Annotated in this window: 19 protein-coding genes; all 19 read right to left on the reverse strand. The window is 53.5% G+C overall.

The window, feature by feature from the left end; all coding sequences use genetic code 11:
* Positions 1-57: 57 nt before the first annotated feature.
* On the reverse strand, positions 58-948 hold the full coding sequence (locus C4S74_RS09510; protein ID WP_103995095.1) for a menaquinol-cytochrome c reductase cytochrome b/c subunit: 891 nt from the start codon (positions 946-948) through the stop codon (positions 58-60).
* A 20-nt stretch (positions 949-968) separates the two neighbouring features.
* Positions 969-1,640, reverse strand: coding sequence for a menaquinol-cytochrome c reductase cytochrome b subunit (qcrB, locus tag C4S74_RS09515; protein ID WP_009675629.1), 672 nt, complete (start codon positions 1,638-1,640; stop codon positions 969-971).
* 18 nt (positions 1,641-1,658) lie between these two features.
* Positions 1,659-2,204, reverse strand: coding sequence for a ubiquinol-cytochrome c reductase iron-sulfur subunit (locus C4S74_RS09520; protein WP_103995096.1), 546 nt, complete (start codon positions 2,202-2,204; stop codon positions 1,659-1,661).
* 254 nt (positions 2,205-2,458) lie between these two features.
* Complete coding sequence (locus C4S74_RS09525; protein ID WP_103995097.1) at positions 2,459-2,908, reverse strand: DUF2487 family protein; 450 nt, start codon at positions 2,906-2,908, stop codon at positions 2,459-2,461.
* Between the two features lie 223 nt (positions 2,909-3,131).
* Positions 3,132-3,320: an IDEAL domain-containing protein gene (locus C4S74_RS09530; protein ID WP_009675494.1), complete on the reverse strand. Its 189-nt coding sequence runs from the start codon at positions 3,318-3,320 to the stop codon at positions 3,132-3,134.
* Between the two features lie 54 nt (positions 3,321-3,374).
* Positions 3,375-3,890: a gamma carbonic anhydrase family protein gene (locus C4S74_RS09535; RefSeq protein ID WP_103995098.1), complete on the reverse strand. Its 516-nt coding sequence runs from the start codon at positions 3,888-3,890 to the stop codon at positions 3,375-3,377.
* Positions 3,891-3,990: 100 nt separating this feature from the next.
* Complete coding sequence (locus C4S74_RS09540; protein ID WP_103995099.1) at positions 3,991-5,106, reverse strand: hypothetical protein; 1,116 nt, start codon at positions 5,104-5,106, stop codon at positions 3,991-3,993.
* A gap of 173 nt (positions 5,107-5,279) precedes the next feature.
* Complete coding sequence (locus C4S74_RS09545) at positions 5,280-5,870, reverse strand: histidine phosphatase family protein (protein ID WP_181024369.1); 591 nt, start codon at positions 5,868-5,870, stop codon at positions 5,280-5,282.
* 40 nt (positions 5,871-5,910) lie between these two features.
* Positions 5,911-6,537, reverse strand: a complete 627-nt coding sequence (locus C4S74_RS09550; protein ID WP_103995101.1) for an anti-sigma factor — start codon at positions 6,535-6,537, stop codon at positions 5,911-5,913.
* Positions 6,534-7,130, reverse strand: coding sequence for an RNA polymerase sigma factor (locus C4S74_RS09555; protein ID WP_103995102.1), 597 nt, complete (start codon positions 7,128-7,130; stop codon positions 6,534-6,536). The genes C4S74_RS09550 and C4S74_RS09555 overlap by 4 nt, the downstream gene beginning before the upstream one ends.
* Before the next feature lie 447 nt (positions 7,131-7,577).
* A complete protein-coding gene (locus C4S74_RS09560; protein WP_103995103.1) occupies positions 7,578-8,666 on the reverse strand; it encodes a prephenate dehydrogenase in 1,089 nt (362 codons plus the stop codon).
* Positions 8,667-8,691: 25 nt separating this feature from the next.
* Positions 8,692-9,792 (reverse strand): histidinol-phosphate transaminase, encoded by a 1,101-nt coding sequence (hisC, locus tag C4S74_RS09565; protein ID WP_103995104.1) that lies wholly within the window; start codon positions 9,790-9,792, stop codon positions 8,692-8,694.
* A gap of 48 nt (positions 9,793-9,840) precedes the next feature.
* A complete protein-coding gene (trpA, locus tag C4S74_RS09570) occupies positions 9,841-10,668 on the reverse strand; it encodes a tryptophan synthase subunit alpha (protein WP_103995105.1) in 828 nt (275 codons plus the stop codon).
* A complete protein-coding gene (gene trpB / locus C4S74_RS09575) occupies positions 10,655-11,863 on the reverse strand; it encodes a tryptophan synthase subunit beta (protein ID WP_103995106.1) in 1,209 nt (402 codons plus the stop codon). The genes trpA and trpB overlap by 14 nt, the downstream gene beginning before the upstream one ends.
* Positions 11,863-12,588 (reverse strand): phosphoribosylanthranilate isomerase, encoded by a 726-nt coding sequence (locus C4S74_RS09580; RefSeq protein WP_103995107.1) that lies wholly within the window; start codon positions 12,586-12,588, stop codon positions 11,863-11,865. The genes trpB and C4S74_RS09580 overlap by 1 nt, the downstream gene beginning before the upstream one ends.
* A 91-nt stretch (positions 12,589-12,679) precedes the next feature.
* Positions 12,680-13,483, reverse strand: coding sequence for an indole-3-glycerol phosphate synthase TrpC (gene trpC, locus C4S74_RS09585; protein ID WP_103995108.1), 804 nt, complete (start codon positions 13,481-13,483; stop codon positions 12,680-12,682).
* On the reverse strand, positions 13,473-14,513 hold the full coding sequence (gene trpD, locus C4S74_RS09590) for an anthranilate phosphoribosyltransferase (RefSeq protein ID WP_103995109.1): 1,041 nt from the start codon (positions 14,511-14,513) through the stop codon (positions 13,473-13,475). Before trpD ends, trpC begins: the two co-directional genes overlap by 11 nt.
* Positions 14,514-14,618: 105 nt before the next feature.
* Positions 14,619-16,163, reverse strand: coding sequence for an anthranilate synthase component I (gene trpE, locus C4S74_RS09595; protein ID WP_103995110.1), 1,545 nt, complete (start codon positions 16,161-16,163; stop codon positions 14,619-14,621).
* A gap of 351 nt (positions 16,164-16,514) precedes the next feature.
* The gene (aroH, locus tag C4S74_RS09600) at positions 16,515-16,892 is read right to left on the reverse strand and encodes a chorismate mutase (protein ID WP_103995111.1); all 378 of its coding nucleotides are present in this window, start codon (positions 16,890-16,892) and stop codon (positions 16,515-16,517) included.
* Positions 16,893-16,894 lie beyond the last annotated feature (2 nt).

Raw genomic sequence — 16,894 nt, forward strand, 5'->3', positions numbered from 1 at the left:
TTTTTCATTTTACAAAAAAACCTGACCGTCTGCATACGGTCAGGTTTTTAGACTTGCTTATTGGGCTTTCTTTTGTTTTGCGAGCCAGTCAGACAGTTTGTCCAAATCGGCATCGGTCAGCCCTTTGGCGATATTGTCCTTGTATTGAGGCTGCATAGCCCCCTGGCCGTTCTTGATGATGTTCATGATTTGTTCCTTATCATGCTTGTCGCCCACACCGCGAAGTGCCGGGATTCCGTTGTTCGGCATCCCTTTCAGGTCGCCGCCATGACAAGATACGCAAGTCGCTTTCTTGTAAATCTCCATGGCCGGATCGTCTGCGGCGACGATGCCTGCCGCTTTCTGCTGCTGTCCGCCACCGCCGGAAGCGGCTCCGCCAGCTGCTTTCTTCTCTTTCATTTCTTCTTCACGCTTGATGTGCTCCGGAATCGTGTTACTCGCTTTCAATTCCAGCTGGTAATGATGCCAGGAGGTATACGTCAAGTATGCGGAAGCGATTAACGTCAGAAGCGCCAGAGAAGAAGCGATCGGGCGTCTGTAGAAACGGCGCTCTTTACCTGTATCCAGGAACGGAGCCAGAAGAAGTCCGCCGAACATCAGTCCGGGTACGATCAGCGTACCGAAAACTACATATTGATCCGATGTATACGGATATTTCAGCAGTTGGTACATAAACAAGAAGTACCAGTCCGGAATCGGAATAAAGGCCGTGTTCTTAGGATCAGCCGGGTAGCCGAGCGGCGCCGGTTCTGAAATAACCAGACACAATACACCGACCAGAAATACAACGGCAACCATCCATTCTTTCAATAGAAAGTTCGGAATGAACGCTTCGGATTTACCCGGATAAGACGAATAATCCGGAGGTACGGTGTTTTTTACTGTTTTCTTAACACGAGAGTCGCCTACATATACGACTTTCTCGCCATCTTTTTGTCCGTGAGCCACTTAAGTACCCTCCTTTCATTTTATAGCGGTCCGGAAATCCCCTGCCTGCGAATCATCAAGAAGTGTCCGGCCAGTAATGCGAGGAGAGCTGCAGGTAGGAAGAACACGTGAAGCGCGAAGAATCTCGTCAGCGTCTGCGCACCTACAATATCTCCACCCTGCAGGAACGTTTGAACATATTGACCCAGGAAAGGAATCGATGCCGCGATCTTGATCCCTACTTGCGTAGCATAGTAGGCTTTGTTATCCCAAGGAAGCAGGTAACCGGTAAATCCAAGACCCAGCATAACAAAGAAAATCAGCATACCGACGACCCAGTTCATTTCACGAGGCGCTTTGTAGGAGCCCGTGAAGAAAACGCGGAGCGTATGTAACAGCATCATAACGATAACAAGGGATGCTCCCCAGTGGTGCATACCGCGCACGATAACGCCGAATGCGACCTGGTGCTGCAAATAGTCAACGCTTGCATAAGCGTTGATAATGTCCGGTGTATAATACATCGTCAGGAACATGCCGGACAAAATTTGAATTACAGTGACAAAGAACGTCAGACCGCCGAAACAATAAACGAAAGCGGAAAAATGGTGAGCCGGATTGACGTGTTCAGGAACCTCGTGATCGGCTACGTCCCTCCAGATCGGCGTGATATCTAGACGTTCGTCGATCCAGTTGTACATATTTTTAAACATCTGATCGTTACGCCCTCCTTATTTCGCCCTTGTGTTAGCGTGCAGCTGTCCCAGATAGACGAATCCTTTATCGATTTTTACGTCGTATTCGTCCAGCGGAGCTGGAGCTACCGCAAGGTTTTTGCCGTCAGCGGTATAGTGCGCGCCGTGGCATGGGCAAAAATACTGGTTTTTGTACTCCGGATTGTTGTTCCAGTTAACCGTACAACCCAAGTGCTTGCATGTCGGGTTCAAAGCGAAGATTTTGCCGTCTTGACCCTTGGTGATCCATGCGGTAAGTTCCACATCGCTTTCGTACCAGCCGTCCACCTGATGGACCTGGAACGTGAATGATTTGGGCTCATTCGTAATTTTGCTTTCTTCAACTACTTTGATCCAATCCGAAGCCTTCTTCGGCTGAAGCACCGGATCCACCGCGAATCTCAGCATTGGAGCTACCATACCGGCCGCCATGAAAGCAGTGGTACCGCCGAGCGTGTACGAAAGAAACTGGCGGCGGGACATTTGACGCCGTACTACTGGCTTTTTGCCATGGTGCTCATTCGAATTGTTGCGTTCACTCATTTCGCGTGCTACCCCCCTAAGCCATTCAATTTGTCGCATGACAAATCGAACCTATATCACGTGTCGTTCGACATTATCTTACACTTCATAGACTAGGACATTACTAATAATATCCTACGACCTTTGGGGCGTCAAGGATGTAGCCGCAAGGTCAAGGGAGTGCCTTCTCGGGTTATCTTGTGAATTTAACAAAATTGTCACAATTTCCTCCGGGAAACACGCCATCCTTTTTATCTTTACCAAATTTTCGAATTCTAACGAATCTCTTCTGATTTTTTTGCATACCAGAGCTGCTCGATCCGTTCCCCTATCGCTTTCTTCGCTTCCTGTCCGGGAAACTGCAGCGCTTCGGGGGAAACGTACACGATCAGATCCGCATTTTGCAGCTGCCAGGCTCCAATCTCCGGATGGGCGGTTACCACGACGACATAGGCGAAACCGACCTTCCTTGCCTGTGCGCAGGTACGCTCCACGTATTCGCGGTCCGCATCTTCCCCAGTACAGTAATGGAGAGCCGGGTAGGTAACCACTCTTCCTTTGTAAGGAATCTCCAGCACGTCCAGCACGTCCCTGAGGCTTTCCAGGGCGTCTCCCGCTTCCCAGGGCTGCTCCGCGCCGTCCAGGCCCGTAACGGGAAGTAGGCAGGTGTCCAGGTACGGCTGCAGATCCGTCCAGTCTTTTTCCGTAATTTCGCTAAACTTCATCTTACTCTCCCCTTCCGATCACTAGAGCTACTTTACCATACCGGGACAAACGGAGGGTACCCTTTTTACAATCGTATAACCCGCGGAACTCAAAAAACCCCCTCCTTCCGCAGACCCCATCCGCCCGGATGGCCTGCAAGAAAGAGAGGATAATGACGGGACATGCCGCGGTTGCGGCCGTCCTTTTTTCATAAACTTTGCGACAATACGGGAGACGGTCAGCCTAGCCGGGGGATTGGATGGATTTGAGTTCGGCGGTAAGCGCTAGAAAAGTAGCTTCATCACCCTCGGCTAGAGCGCTGTCAATCTGTTGATAGAGATGGTTCTCTTTATATTTCCGCATGGCGTCGTCCATTACCAATTCAGCGATCAGACCCAACAGCGCTTCATTTGAAACATTCATTCTTCCCATAGGGATCTACCTCCAGGTATCGTCCGCACAATGCAGAGCAGCGATAGGATTGTATTACTTCCCTGGTTCCATCCGGTACTCTCTTCCCTTGCTTACATAGTTATCCGTCGTGCGTTTCATCCGTTCGAGATCCTCTGGTGTTAATTCCCGCACAACTTTGGCCGGTGTTCCCAGCGACAGCGTATAAGCCGGAAGATGCGTACCTTCAGTAACGAGAGAACCTGCCCCTACTAAAGCATATTCACCGATCTCGGCGCCGTTTAGTACGATCGCCCCCATTCCGATTAATGTGCCCCTGCCTATACGGCAGCCATGAATAAGGGCACCATGACCGACGGAAACGTCGTCTTCTACAATCAGCGGCTTGTCCTTGTTGACGTGTCCGATGCATCCGTCTTGAATATTGCACCGGTTCCCGATCCGAATCGGAGCCAAATCTCCTCTCAGGACGGCATTGAACCAAACGGTGGAATTTTCACCGACGGATACGTCTCCGATAATTTGTGCGCCGGGGGCGATGTAGACCGTAGACGCGATAGCGGGAAATAAACCTTTAAAAGGATGCAGCATGGCACAGCTCACTCCTCTGGATTTTTCCTCATCATAGATGGAGGGAGGAGAGGCCGTCAACGCGGCGGTCCGCTGAGGGCGGCCCCGCAGATCGACGGAGCTATTCTTTCAAATCGATTTTGTCTTCGTCGGCAATCTGATTGCCTGCGATTGTTTTGCCGCCCAGAGGGCTCATGCGGACCACGGCCCCGGCATGTTCTTCTTCCCCGACGGCAAGCAGTCCCAGATGCATCATCATCCCGATAATCCGCTGTTCGAAAATCGATTCCGGCGAATCGTAGTAAAACGGCCGGATCAACGGACACAGCACTTCCGCCAGCGATGCGGTCGTCACCCAGTTGTCGGCCAGCCGGGCCGTCCACTGTACGATGGACTGGAGGTTGTAGACGGGGCCTTTGTAAAGACGGAGCCAGAAGCGATACAGTTCGTCCTGGCCCGGCTTTATCCCGGCGGCCGTCATTTCCGCCCCTTTCTCCGTCGGGAGCAGCAGTCCGCCTTTTTCCTGGAGAAGCCCCTCGAAAAAGCAGTAATCGTAGATCAGCGAAAACCGGTTCGGATATTCCTTGAACTTGCGTCCGTAACCGAATCTCCATGCCGTCTTGCCTACAAGCTCTTCCTTAACCGCCATGACGCCCAGTATTTGAGACAGCTGCCGCTTGTACATGACGTCTTCATGGGTCAGCAGCACTTCATGGTCTCTGACATACCGCATAAGCTGAAGCACATCGTCAGCCATCAGGGTATGTTCGTCGCGGTAGACGGCCGGATCGTCCGTGTAGGTAAGGCGGCTTTTGTAATTGCGGGTGAGCACATCGCCGAAACGCCGCTTCAAATCATGAGGCACTTGGAAAAGATACTTCGTCTGCTGGGAATAGCCATGAAACAGCCAGCCGTGCTTTTTGAATTTCGAGATCGTGTCGCGCGGGTTGGAGTTTTCCTTCTCTTCCTTCAGAAACTTGGCCTGCTGCACGCGGGCAACGAGCTCCTCCAGACTGAATAACCCCCGGTCTTCAAACAACAAGGTGTTCAAAAACCGGATATCTTCCATCGTCAGCGCGTCTACCCTTTGCTCGAAAATGTCTCTGCGGCTGACCGTAGTCAATATAGACTGGATCAGTTCGTTCTTGGAGTGCATGTTGCATTCGCAGGCATACGTATCCGCAATCCGGTTGAGATCATGGATATCCGCGTAACTGAGCATATCGGCCAGATTCAAGTCCGCCACCTCCCTTCACGATTCCTGTCCGCCGTCTTACCGACCGCAATCTTCTAGTTAGCCGTATACTTGTTGGTACTAACCAGTATGGGAATAATTCCCTGAATTAAACCTTCCACGCAAAAAAAAGCACATCCGCCTTCCGGCAGACATGCTTTTCCAGGTTCAACTGCTTATACGATTAAATGCTCCGTACAATTATACAGGGTGCATTCCCACAATGCCGTACCTTGGCGTACAATCGTCAAAGATGCGTTCGTAAGCGGGTCGTCCGGACGTTCCAGTTTCATCGTTTCGAGCGCCCGTCCGATAAATGCGCCATGGCTGACGATAAGCATCCGCCCGCTGGGATAATTCACGCATAAATCCCCGTAGAACGAAAGCCAGCGGCTGCGGACCTGCTCGTCCGTCTCTCCGCCAAGCTCCAGCCGCAGCCAGTCCGGACCCCAGCGGTCGATCCGTTCCTGCAGCGTCGTCCCCTCTACCTGCCCGAAGCCTTTCTCCCTGAGCCTCTTGTCCGTTCCGGCGATCGGAATTCCCGATCGTTCGCTGATCAGCTCCGCGCTTTCCCTGGCGCGTTTCAAATCACTGCTGATAATGCCGTCCCACGCTTCTCCGCGAAGACGTTCACCCAGCTTGCGTGCCTGTTCTCTTCCCTCTTCGGTAAGCTCCGTGTCGAGCGCCCCTTGTATTTTGCCCAAAAGGTTCCACTCGGTGCTTCCGTGCCGGACTAATCCGATCGTGGTCAATCTTATCTCCTCCATAAACAAGCCAGCTCCGTAAGAGCTGGCGGGTACTTTTCTTTTATTGTTTCCCGCGTCCGATCCAGGCACGGAATAGAAAACTCACAAATAAACCGATCAGCGACAGCGCGATGAGATGATGTACGTAGGGCGGCAAAGCAAACGTGCTCCTGGTTGGCATCACAGCCGAAACGTTGAGACCCGCAACAGCCTGCTTCATCGTACGGCCGTTCATCGCGGAGGCCGCTTCCGTCCCCGGCGATGCGGCGTAGGCATGCTCATAAGCCGAGCTTAACCCCTTCCCCAGGAAATCGGGAGACGAGTTCAGAGAGAGGCACAGCAGGACGCCTACGAAAAGCAGCAGGCAGAACGAGGCCGCCAAACGGCCCGCGCTTCGATATTTGCGCCCGCGTCCGGAGCTTCCCGGGCCCCCTGCCTGCGCCGGATAACGCCACGGCTCGTAAGCGCCGATCCGCTGCATCACCGAATCCGCGATCGATACGCGCGGGACAGGCGTATCGGTACGCAGCGATAAGCGGATCAGATCCCGGCACTCCTGCCAGGCATTGAACTGAGCCGAGCAATGCTTGCAGCTGTCCGCATGGACCCGGACGGCCTGGCGCCTAAGATCGCTGGCCGTACCGTCTATGTATTCAATCAGCCATTCCTGAACGTCCTCACATTTCATCTACGCGCCATCCCCTCGCATTCTTCGAGCCAGCTATCCGTGTTGTAATAAGGCTCCAGCTGCAGCTTTACGCTGGCTCGGGCCCGAAACAACAAGGACTTGACCGAACTGACGGTTTGTCCCAAAATGGATGCGATCTCCTGGTAATCCAGCTGATCGTATTCTCTCAGGATAAGAGCCGATCTTTGCTTCTCCGGCAGACTGTTGATCGCAATCCGGACCATGGAGACTTTCTCCTTCCGGATGACGGTCTGCTCGGGAAGCGATTCAAACGAAGTTTGAGGGGTATGTCCGCAATTGTCCAGCGATATCTTAACGATTTTGTGTTTGCGCATTTCACTCAGCACGGTGTTACGTGCGATCGTATACAGCCAGGTAGAGAAGGACGCCTCGGCTTCACGGAACGAACTCAAGCTCCGGTATGCTTTGTAAAAGGTTTCGTTGCACAAATCTTCAGCCATCAGCTCAAGCTGGGCACTTTTGAGCATATGATAAATAAAGACGAAAATTTTGCGCTCATAACGCTGCATCAGCTCGTTGTATTTCCCTACATTTCCATCCTTCACTTCACGAATCAATTGGGTATCCGTCATTACGTGCACCCCTCCTGCACAGTACGTTCGGGTTCCCCGCTTCGGTTTACAAGCTTATACCGGGCGGGAACCAAAAAGTTGCGCGGTCTGCGGGCTAACTTCCATCAATCGAAGCACAACATGTACTCACTATAACAAATATTGTATAGAGCTGTAAAATTTTCTCCGTCCCCGCGGCAATAACGAAAAAAGACAAAAAAAAAACCACCTCTACGAGGCGGCTGCACAATGTGCGATTATCGGATAGGAGTGGAGAGAAACCATACTGTACTTTTATTATATGAATCCGTTTACAAAAAGTCAATGCTTTTTTGAAAACGTTTACGAAAAAGTTTTTGAAGGCTGCCGGCACTCATTAAAAAAGTCTCTTCCCGACCCGCACAGCTCCTTAAAAGGCATCTGTGACATCGGAAAGAGACTTAGCAGGCTCCGTGAGAAGAGCACGATCTATACGTGGATGGAAAATTGCTCGCTGAGCAGTGCCGACGCTCTGTCCGCGGTCTCCTGGTCCCGGAATGACAGACGAAGCACGCCCGGTACGTCGAGACGGCTTTCGATAATCTGCAGGTTGCTCAGATTAAGCCGGTGTTTACCGAGCAGCGTAGCGATTTGCCCGATCATTCCCGGATGGTCGGGAATATCCGCATAAATGTCATACAGCGGGGTGAGCATGCCTTTCCGGCGGTCGGGAACCTGCTTGCGGAATGTCCCCGCTACTTCGAACTGCTTCTGGATGCCTTCTCCGTCTTCCTTCTCAAGCAGCTCGCGGAACACCGAGATCTGCTGATCCCAGTCGTCCAGAAGCTTCAGCAGGACCGTGCGGTTGTTGATAAGGATATCCCGCCATATAAACGGATCGCTGGAAGCGATGCGCGTAATATCGCGGAAACCGCCGGCCGCCAGATTTTTGTAAAGCTCATTCGTGTCGTTGTACGTCCGGATCTGGTTAACGAGCGCGACTGCAATCATGTGCGGCAGGTGCGAGATGGCTCCCACGATATCGTCGTGTTCGCGTGCGTCCACTCGGATGATCTGGGCTTGCGTATACGCAAGAAGTTCGGCCAGACGCTCGACTTCAGCAACCGGCGTGTCAGTTCCCGGTGTCAGAACGTAGAATGCGTTCTCGAACAAATGCGAAGAGGCCGCTTCCATGCCGGAACGCTCCGAACCGGCCATTGGATGACCGCCGATGAAATAAGCGTCCGTGAAGCCCAGTTTCTCCGCACACTGTACGACGGACAGCTTCGTGCTGCCCACATCCGTTATAATGCAGCCTTTTTTTAAGGAAAACTGCTTTAACCGTTCGAGATACGATTCCAGCGCCCCGACGGGCACGCAAAGAAAAATGATATCGGCGGCTTCGGCCGCCGCCTGCATCGAGGTCGTTCCTTCGTCCACGATGCGTCTTTTCACCATATTTTCTACCGACGTCGGGTTATTGGAGTGCCCAATTACCGTAATGTCCGGTTTGCCTTTGAAGCACAGAGCGAGGGAGCCGCCAATCAGTCCGACGCCGAAAATTGAGATTGTAGTCATGTTTAATAACCTTTTCCTATACGTATTATGATTCTTGAACAGCTCCGTGTAGCACAAGCTCAAGCGCACGAACGAATGCTTCGTTCTGCTCTCTGCTGCCCACCGTTACTCTCAGCATGGTCGGGAAATCAAGTTTCTCCCCGCTGCGGACGATGATGCCGTGACGAAGCAGCTCGTCAAATACCGGACCGGAAGGACGGCCGATGTCCACCAGAATAAAGTTGCCGTGCGCCGGATACGAAGAAAGCTCCAGTCTCCGGAACTCACCGAGCAGATACCCGATCCCTTCCCGGTTGAGCCTGCGGCACTTATCCACAAAATCCTGGTCGCGGATAGCGGCAGCCGCGGCCGCTTGAGCCAAGCGGGTCGTATTAAACGGTTCCCGTACCTGATTAATCGTACGGATCACATCCGGGTGACCGATGCCGTAACCGATCCGCAGGGAAGCGAGCCCGTAAATTTTCGAGAACGTGCGGAGGATCACGATATTCGGATAGGTGTTCAGCAGTTCCAGACTGTCCGGATACGCCTCATCGGTCGTATATTCATAGTAAGCCTCGTCGAGGGCCACCATAATATCGGAAGGCACTTTGGCCATAAAGGCTTCCAGCTCTTCCCTCGTTACAATCGTTCCGGTCGGATTGTTGGGGTTGCAGATCCAGATGATTTTCGTGCGCTCATTGACACGGCGAAGCATTTCGTCCAGATCGTGTTTTCCTTCTATTAAAGGAACCTCAACCGAAACCGCGCCTTCGATCTCCGCGTTATGTTTGTATTGGGGAAACGTGTGGGTCGCCATGATCGTCTCGTCTCCGGGAACGAGATAAGCGCGGGCGATCATAAGGATGACATCGTCCGATCCGGCTCCGAAAATAAGCTGGTCCGCCTGAACGCCATAATGATCGGCAACCGCCCGGGTAACCTCCGCTCCGGCTCCGTCCGGATACAGCGTCAAGTTGTCAAGGTCAGCCAAAATCGCTTCTTTGGCTTTAGGCGAAAATCCGAACGGATTTTCGTTGGAAGCCAGCTTGATCACATGAGTCAAGCCAAGCTCCCTTTTCACTTCGTCGATCGGTTTGCCCGGCTGGTAAACCGGCAGTTTCGTTACCTGTTGTTTGGGTCGCATGTCTGTCACCTCAGCCTGTCTCTATCTTCATTCATACTGCTTTGCTCGTTAGCTTTGCGTCTGGAATGAGGCGCCTTTCAAGTCTCTCACAAATTCACCGATTTGCCCCAGCGCCTCTTGTTTTGTGCTTGGGTCCAGAAGGCGGTGCTCCTGCTCGCCGATGCGACGGACAATAGCGCTGCCCACAACGACCGCGTCGCACGTTTTTTCAAAACGTTCCACCTGCTCGCGGTTCGAAATGCCGAAGCCGATAGCGATCGGCAAATCCGTGGCCGCTTTTACCGAAGCGAGGAAATCGTCTAAACCGGCATGAAATTCGGAGCGCACGCCGGTCACACCCATGGAGGATACGCAGTAGACGAAGCCCGAAGCCCGGCTGACGATTTTTTGCACACGCTCGTTGGAAGTCGGCGCAATGAGCGGAATCAGGTGAATGCCGTGCCGTTCCGCCAGCTGCTTGGCTTCAGCGTCCTCCTCCATCGGCAGGTCCGGAATAATAACGCCGCTTATATCACTTTCCTTCATGAGTTCAAAAACGCGCTCCAGCCCGATGCGGAGAAGCGGGTTGTAGTAAGTAAACAAGATCATGGGCAGCTCGGAGCCCCCGCTGCGCGCCTGTTTGGCGATTTCGATGACTTTGAGCACCGTAATCCCGCTTTTAAGGGCACGTCCGGAAGACTCCTGAATAACGGGGCCGTCCGCGAGCGGGTCCGAGTACGGAACGCCGAGCTCCAACAGATCCGCACCGGATTTCTCCAGTTCACGGATAATGTCCAAGGTAACGTCCGCTGTAGGATCTCCTACCGTAATAAAAGGAATCAAGGCGTTCTTGCCGGCAGACTTTAGCTCCGCAAATTTACGGTCAATTCGATTCATGATCAGCACCTCCGAGATAGCCCATGATAGCTTCCACGTCTTTATCTCCCCGGCCCGACAAACAGATGACAAGAAGCTCGTCAGGGGACATAGTCGGAGCCGTTTTTATCGCCTGTGCCACCGCATGCGCGCTTTCCAAAGCCGGAATAATGCCTTCCGTCTTGCAGAGCAGCTGGAGAGCTTCAAGCGCCTCCGCGTCGGTGATCGGCACGTATTCGGCACGTTTCAAGTCTTTCAGGTAAGCGTGCTCGGGACCTACGCCGGGATAATCGAGGCCCGCCGAAATGGAATGGGCCGGAATCACTTGTCCGAACTCGTCTTGAAGCACGTAACTGAGAGATCCCTGGAACACGCCCGGGCTTCCCTTCGCCATCGTGGCCGCATGCTCTTCGGTATCCACGCCTCGTCCGGCCGCTTCCGTAGCGATAAGACGCACGCTTTCATCGCCGACGAACGGATAGAACATCCCCATCGCGTTGCTGCCTCCGCCGACACAAGCGATAACCGTATCCGGCAGTCTTCCTTCGAGCTCCAAAATCTGCGAACGCGTCTCGTCTCCGATCACACGCTGGAAATCGCGGACGATCATCGGGTACGGATGCGGGCCGGTTACGGATCCGAGGATATAATACGTATCGTGCACGTTGCTGACCCAGTAGCGGAGCGTTTCGTTGCACGCGTCCTTGAGCGTACGGCTGCCGGAGAGCACCGGTACCACTTCCGTTCCGAGCAGACGCATGCGGAATACGTTCAACTGCTGGCGTTTCATATCTTCTTCGCCCATGAACACCTTGCATTCCAGGCCAAGCAGTGCCGCAACGGTAGCCGTAGCGACGCCATGCTGTCCCGCTCCGGTTTCGGCGATGACCTTATTCTTCCCCATCCGCTTGGCCAGAAGCGCCTGGCCGATCGTGTTGTTGATTTTGTGCGCGCCCGTATGGTTAAGATCTTCACGCTTTAAATAAATTTTAGCGCCGCCAAGCTTCTCGGTCAGTCTCTGCGCGTGATAAAGCCGCGTCGGTCTGCCGGAATAATCATGCAGCAGCGTTTCAACCTCTTTAATAAATTCGGGATCCTGTGAGTATTGACGGTAAGCTTCTTCCAGCTCGATCAAAGCGTTCATTAAAGTTTCAGGTACATATTTCCCCCCGAAACGTCCGAATCTTCCATGTTCATCTGGTACTACTGCTGCCATTATCCTGTCACCCTTTCCACAAAAGCTGCAATCTTGGCAATATCTTTAACACCATCCGTCTCGACTCCGCTCGAAACGTCAACTCCGTCGATTTCATAACGTTCAATGAGACCGCCGACATTGTCGGGGTTCAATCCGCCCGCTACAATGAGGGGAATGCCCGCTGACTGTGCCCACTTACGGGCGGCGGGTATGCACTCCCACGAGAAGGTTCGTCCCGATCCTCCGCCGTAGACGGGATCGAACGTATCGATCAACACGGCATCCACCGCATCGCGATAAGGGTCCAGCCGCTGAATCCAGCCGTCAACCCCGTACTTTATATCCGAAAAAGAGCTCTCGTTGACAGGAGGCTCTTCGCTTTTAATCGAGGATACTTTCCAAAGTTCCACACCGAATTGTTCCTTGATGCTTCTGCAGGTGTCAGGCGATTCTTCCCCGTGAAACTGGATAATATCCAGTTTGGCAACGGACAGAACTTCCGCCAGCTCATCACGGGTGGGATTGACGAACACCCCGACCGTCTTCGGAACACGGTGGCCCTGCCGGGCACGTTCATGCAGGTACGCAATCATCTCGGAAGCTCGTTCCGGTGTGATTCGTCTTCTGCTGGGTGCAAAAACAAACCCGATCTGGCTAATCGGGAAATGTACGATTGATTTTAACACTTCAACGCTTTGAAGTCCACAAATTTTTACGTCCGGCCTTCTGGTAACCGACCCCATTTTCTTCACTCCCCGGCAGTCAAAAAGCTTGTTTTGCCGCCATTACTCCACTCGCTGACGATGATGCTTCCTCTACAGCCCGCCTCTTGCATTAAGCATTCGGGGTTCTGCTGAGTTCGCCCATCAAGTCACGGACGGCTTGGCCGACGTCCGGCTGCCTCATAAAATGCTCACCGATCAGCACGGCTCCCGCACCGGCTTTGCGGACGAAATCCAGATCGCTCCGGGATGATATCCCGCTTTCGCTGACCAGAATGCGGTCGTCCGGTACGATGGCCGCCAGTTCTTCCGTCGTATTGATATCGGTCACGAATGTTTTCAGGTTCCTGTTGTTGATGCCGACCAGAGTCGCGTCCTGTTCCAGGACCGTCTCCAGCTCCCGGCGGTCATGAACCTCCACGAGAACATCCAGCCCCACATCCTGCGCAAGCTGTTTAAGCTCCTTCAGCTCGGAAGGCTTCAGGATGGCGGCAATGAGCAGGACCGCATCCGCGCCGATCACTCTCGCTTCCAGAACCTGAAGCGGATCGATCGTAAAATCTTTGCGCAGAAGCGGCACGTTAACCGCTTCGCGGACGGCGCTCAAGTATTCGTTGGCGCCTTGGAAATAATCGGTATCCGTAAGCACCGAAATGCAGTCGGCCCCGGCTTCGGCGTAGGCCGAAGCAAGCTTGACGGGATCGAAATCGGCACGGATAAGTCCCTTGGAAGGCGAAGCTTTCTTCACTTCCGCGATAAGTCCCGTCGGCCGCTTTCTTCCGTCACGCAGGGCATTCTCGAACCCCCTGCATGCCTGAAGGGCGGAGATACGGCGCTCCAGCTCGGAAGAGCTTACCCTCCCGCGAAGCTCTTCAACTTCTCTGCGCTTGGTCGTTACGATTTTTTCAAGAAACATAGCTCAGATCTCCTGTATAGTGGGCTAATTGCTGTAATTTCTCCATGGCTTTGCCGCTGTCGATGACATCTGCCGCCACCTTGACGCCTTCCTGCAGCGTGCCGGCAATTCCGGTCACGTAGAAGCAGGCGCCCGCATTGGCAAGCACGATTTCGCGGTGCGCGCCTTTGGCTCCGGTGAAAATCGTGCGGATGATCTCCGCATTCTCCGCCGCGTTACCTCCCTGGATTTCCTGCAGGGAGTACGTTTGCAAGCCGAGATCGTCCGGCGTGACGGAGTACGTGTTCACCGCTCCGTTTTTCAGCTCCGTCACCTGAGTAGGCGCGGAGATGCTGATTTCATCCAACCCGTCGTGGCTCGATACCACGACGGCCCGCTTAAGGCCGAGCGCTCCCAGCACTTCGGCCACGAGCTCCGTTTTGCCGCGCTCGAACACTCCGAGCACCTGGCGGTCGGCGCCGGCCGGGTTGGTCAGCGGGCCGAGCAGGTTAAACACCGTCCGTACCCCCAGTTCACGGCGGGGACCCGCAGCGTGCTTCATCGACTGGTGATACCGCTGGGCGTACATGAAGCAGATGCCGATCTGATCGAGGCACTGCGCCGCCTGATCGCCGTCCAGCTCGATGTTAACCCCTAGCGCTTCCAGCACATCCGCGCTGCCGCTGCTGCTGGACATCGCACGGTTTCCATGCTTGGCGACGCGGATGCCTCCGGCTGCCGCCACGATGGCGGAGGCGGTCGAAATGTTGAACGTTCCGGCACCGTCTCCCCCCGTTCCGCACGTATCCAGCAAATTGTCCTGGATGGTCCGCACCGAGGTCGCTTTAAGCCTCATCGCTTCGGCAAAGCCCGTCACCTCTTCGATTGTTTCTCCCTTGATTCTCATCGCCGTCATTACACTGCCGATTTGGGCAGGCGTTGCCTCCCCGTCCATGACCGACAGCATGACCTCCCTCGCTTCATCACGGGACAAGTTCCCGCCTCCAATGAGTGTCGAAATCGCCCGCTGAATGGTACCATTCGCCGCCATTTGACCGTCCTCCTTCTTCGATATGGATTTTATCCTGCCGTTCAATGTTGAGTCCGTTCCGCCTTATCGTTCCGCCTCCTGGCGGGCTATGCCTTTCCTTCCCTCTTAAAGGGCCGGAACGTGGACATAGTAGTCGAGGTTCGGATTATCCGCCGCCCGCTTGAACATCGCTTCCGCAGTACGGATCGCCGTCATCATACCCCGCGCCTTGTTCACCGTCTCTTCGTATTCCTTCTCCGGATCGGAATCGTAGACAATGCCCGCTCCGGCCTGAATGTACGCCTTGCCGTTTTTGAAAACAATGGTCCGGATCGTAATGGCCGAATCCATATTCCCCGAGAAGCCAAGATAGCCGATCGCTCCGGCGTATGTGCCCCTTCTTTCGTTCTCCAGCTCGGCGATGATCTCCATCGCTCTCAGCTTCGGCGCACCGGAGACCGTCCCAGCCGGCAGACAGGATATGAAGGCATCGAAGAAGTCCTTCTCTTTGTTCATCGTCCCCGATACGTTCGAGACGATATGCATCACGTGCGAGTAGCGCTCGATCTGCATAAAGCTGTCGCAGGCGACCGTGCCGTACTCGGCAACCCGGCCCACATCGTTGCGCACAAGATCCACGAGCATCAGATGCTCCGCGAGCTCTTTCTGGTCCGCAAGCAGGTCCTGCTCAAGCTCAAGGTCCTGTTCGGGGGATTTGCCTCTCGGGCGCGTGCCCGCAATCGCCCGGGTATCCACTCTCTCATCCTCCACGCGCACCAGCATTTCGGGAGAGGTCCCTACGATGACTTCGTCGTCCATTTTCAAATAGTACATGTAAGGAGAAGGATTCAATGTCCGGAGTACCCGGTACACCTGCAGCGGAGAGACATCCGTATCCGTCTCGAAACGCTGGGAAAGCACAACCTGAAAAATATCTCCCGCTTTTATATATTCCTGGGCCGCCTTCACGTTAGAGATGTATTTCTCTTTGCTCAGGTTGGAACGGAAGCCGTCCAGATCCGTCGGGGTTTCCACTTCGCTGTGCGTCATCATGCCGGTCGGGAGCGGTTTTTTGAGCTTTTGTATCGTCGCGTCCAGCTTCAGACAGGTTTGGCGGTAAGCTTCCGCTATCGTTTCCTCGCTTGCTCCTTCGGGAATGTGGACATTGGCGATCACGTTCATCTGCTGTTTAAAGTGATCGAAGGCGATAACCTGATCGCAAAACATAAACTGGATATCGTCCATCTGAATATCATCGACGCGGTGTTTGGGAAGATTCTCATAGTACTGGAGAAGATCGTAGCCGAAAAACCCGACCGCTCCCCCCGTGAATCTGGGCAGTCCCTCGATCGAAGGGCTCCGGAATAACGCAAGCTGGCTTTTCAAAGCCTGAAGCGGCTTTTCTTCCGTCGTGATTATTCTTCCCTGCGTCTCCAGATGAGTCTTGCCGTCGCGTGCCCGGATAATGAGAAACGGGTCTGTGCCGATGAACGAATACCGGGCCCACTTAATGCCGCCCTCTACGCTTTCAAGCAGGAATGCGCGTTTCTCGTCGGCAACATGCTGAAATACTCGGATCGGTGTCTCCGTATCCGCCAGCAGGCAGCGTACAATCGGTATCAGATTGTATTCTTTTCCCAGGCGGATCACTTCTTGAAGCTCGGTATTCATTCTTGTTTTCCCCTTTCTACGGGCAGCATTTGAAAAAATAAAAAAACCTCTACGCATCCGTAGAGGTTTGGTTGAGTTCATTTGATTGGTAAGAGTGCAGAAAATTCAAGGCGCATCGTCATATAGCCTTATGGGTTCATTAAAGAAACCGGCTATAAGCCTATAGTTCCGCTCTGCACAATAAGGCTGCAGAAACCCTCTGCTTACGCTAAGGGATGGAACGACTGTTATCGTCCTTTCGCAACTCATGCGAAATGCTAACGATCGATATGCGCTGTCTTCGCTCAACTCTACTCTTCTCAACTGATCTCGTCTAAGCTCTACTCATCTATAATGACTATACTACCCGGATTAGGGATTTGTCAATTTCACAATGTCCGGACGCAGCACCTGCGCGCCTTTTAAATAAACGTGCTTCATTTCATCCTGGCGTTTCGCCGTATTGGCCAGCACCATAAGCCGGATACATTTCGGAAGACTGTTGTCTACATCGATTTCGATGGAGCACATAAGCGGGACGAGGTCCCAGCCCGGCATCTGACGGATCGCTCTTGCGGGGAACGTCGCGGTAAGCTCCTTGGTAACCGTAATAAACACCGAGGAAATTTCATCGGGTTTCACGTCGTTCTCGTGGACAATCTTTTCCAAAAGCTCCAGCGTAGCCGCCAGAATCTGTCCTTCTTCGTTGCTTTCCACGGTTGTTGCGCCGCGGATTCCTCTAACGAACATGG

The organism is Paenibacillus sp. UNC499MF (assembly GCF_900107975.1).
Taxonomy (GTDB): domain Bacteria; phylum Bacillota; class Bacilli; order Paenibacillales; family NBRC-103111; genus Paenibacillus_F.

Excerpts from the sequence above, each read along its gene's own strand:
- C4S74_RS09550 (WP_103995101.1), bottom strand. The coding sequence starts at position 6,537 with ATGAAATGTGAGGACGTTCAGGAATGGCTGATTGAATACATAGACGGT.
- trpA (WP_103995105.1), bottom strand. The coding sequence starts at position 10,668 with ATGAATCGAATTGACCGTAAATTTGCGGAGCTAAAGTCTGCCGGCAAG.
- C4S74_RS09535 (WP_103995098.1), bottom strand. The coding sequence starts at position 3,890 with ATGCTGCATCCTTTTAAAGGTTTATTTCCCGCTATCGCGTCTACGGTC.
- hisC (WP_103995104.1), bottom strand. The coding sequence starts at position 9,792 with ATGCGACCCAAACAACAGGTAACGAAACTGCCGGTTTACCAGCCGGGC.
- C4S74_RS09520 (WP_103995096.1), bottom strand. The coding sequence starts at position 2,204 with ATGAGTGAACGCAACAATTCGAATGAGCACCATGGCAAAAAGCCAGTA.
- C4S74_RS09580 (WP_103995107.1), bottom strand. The coding sequence starts at position 12,588 with ATGGGGTCGGTTACCAGAAGGCCGGACGTAAAAATTTGTGGACTTCAA.
- trpC (WP_103995108.1), bottom strand. The coding sequence starts at position 13,483 with ATGTTTCTTGAAAAAATCGTAACGACCAAGCGCAGAGAAGTTGAAGAG.
- C4S74_RS09525 (WP_103995097.1), bottom strand. The coding sequence starts at position 2,908 with ATGAAGTTTAGCGAAATTACGGAAAAAGACTGGACGGATCTGCAGCCG.
- C4S74_RS09530 (WP_009675494.1), bottom strand. The coding sequence starts at position 3,320 with ATGGGAAGAATGAATGTTTCAAATGAAGCGCTGTTGGGTCTGATCGCT.
- C4S74_RS09560 (WP_103995103.1), bottom strand. The coding sequence starts at position 8,666 with ATGACTACAATCTCAATTTTCGGCGTCGGACTGATTGGCGGCTCCCTC.
- aroH (WP_103995111.1), bottom strand. The coding sequence starts at position 16,892 with ATGTTCGTTAGAGGAATCCGCGGCGCAACAACCGTGGAAAGCAACGAA.
- C4S74_RS09555 (WP_103995102.1), bottom strand. The coding sequence starts at position 7,130 with ATGACGGATACCCAATTGATTCGTGAAGTGAAGGATGGAAATGTAGGG.
- C4S74_RS09545 (WP_181024369.1), bottom strand. The coding sequence starts at position 5,870 with ATGGAGGAGATAAGATTGACCACGATCGGATTAGTCCGGCACGGAAGC.
- trpD (WP_103995109.1), bottom strand. The coding sequence starts at position 14,513 with ATGGCGGCGAATGGTACCATTCAGCGGGCGATTTCGACACTCATTGGA.
- trpE (WP_103995110.1), bottom strand. The coding sequence starts at position 16,163 with ATGAATACCGAGCTTCAAGAAGTGATCCGCCTGGGAAAAGAATACAAT.
- trpB (WP_103995106.1), bottom strand. The coding sequence starts at position 11,863 with ATGGCAGCAGTAGTACCAGATGAACATGGAAGATTCGGACGTTTCGGG.
- qcrB (WP_009675629.1), bottom strand. The coding sequence starts at position 1,640 with ATGTTTAAAAATATGTACAACTGGATCGACGAACGTCTAGATATCACG.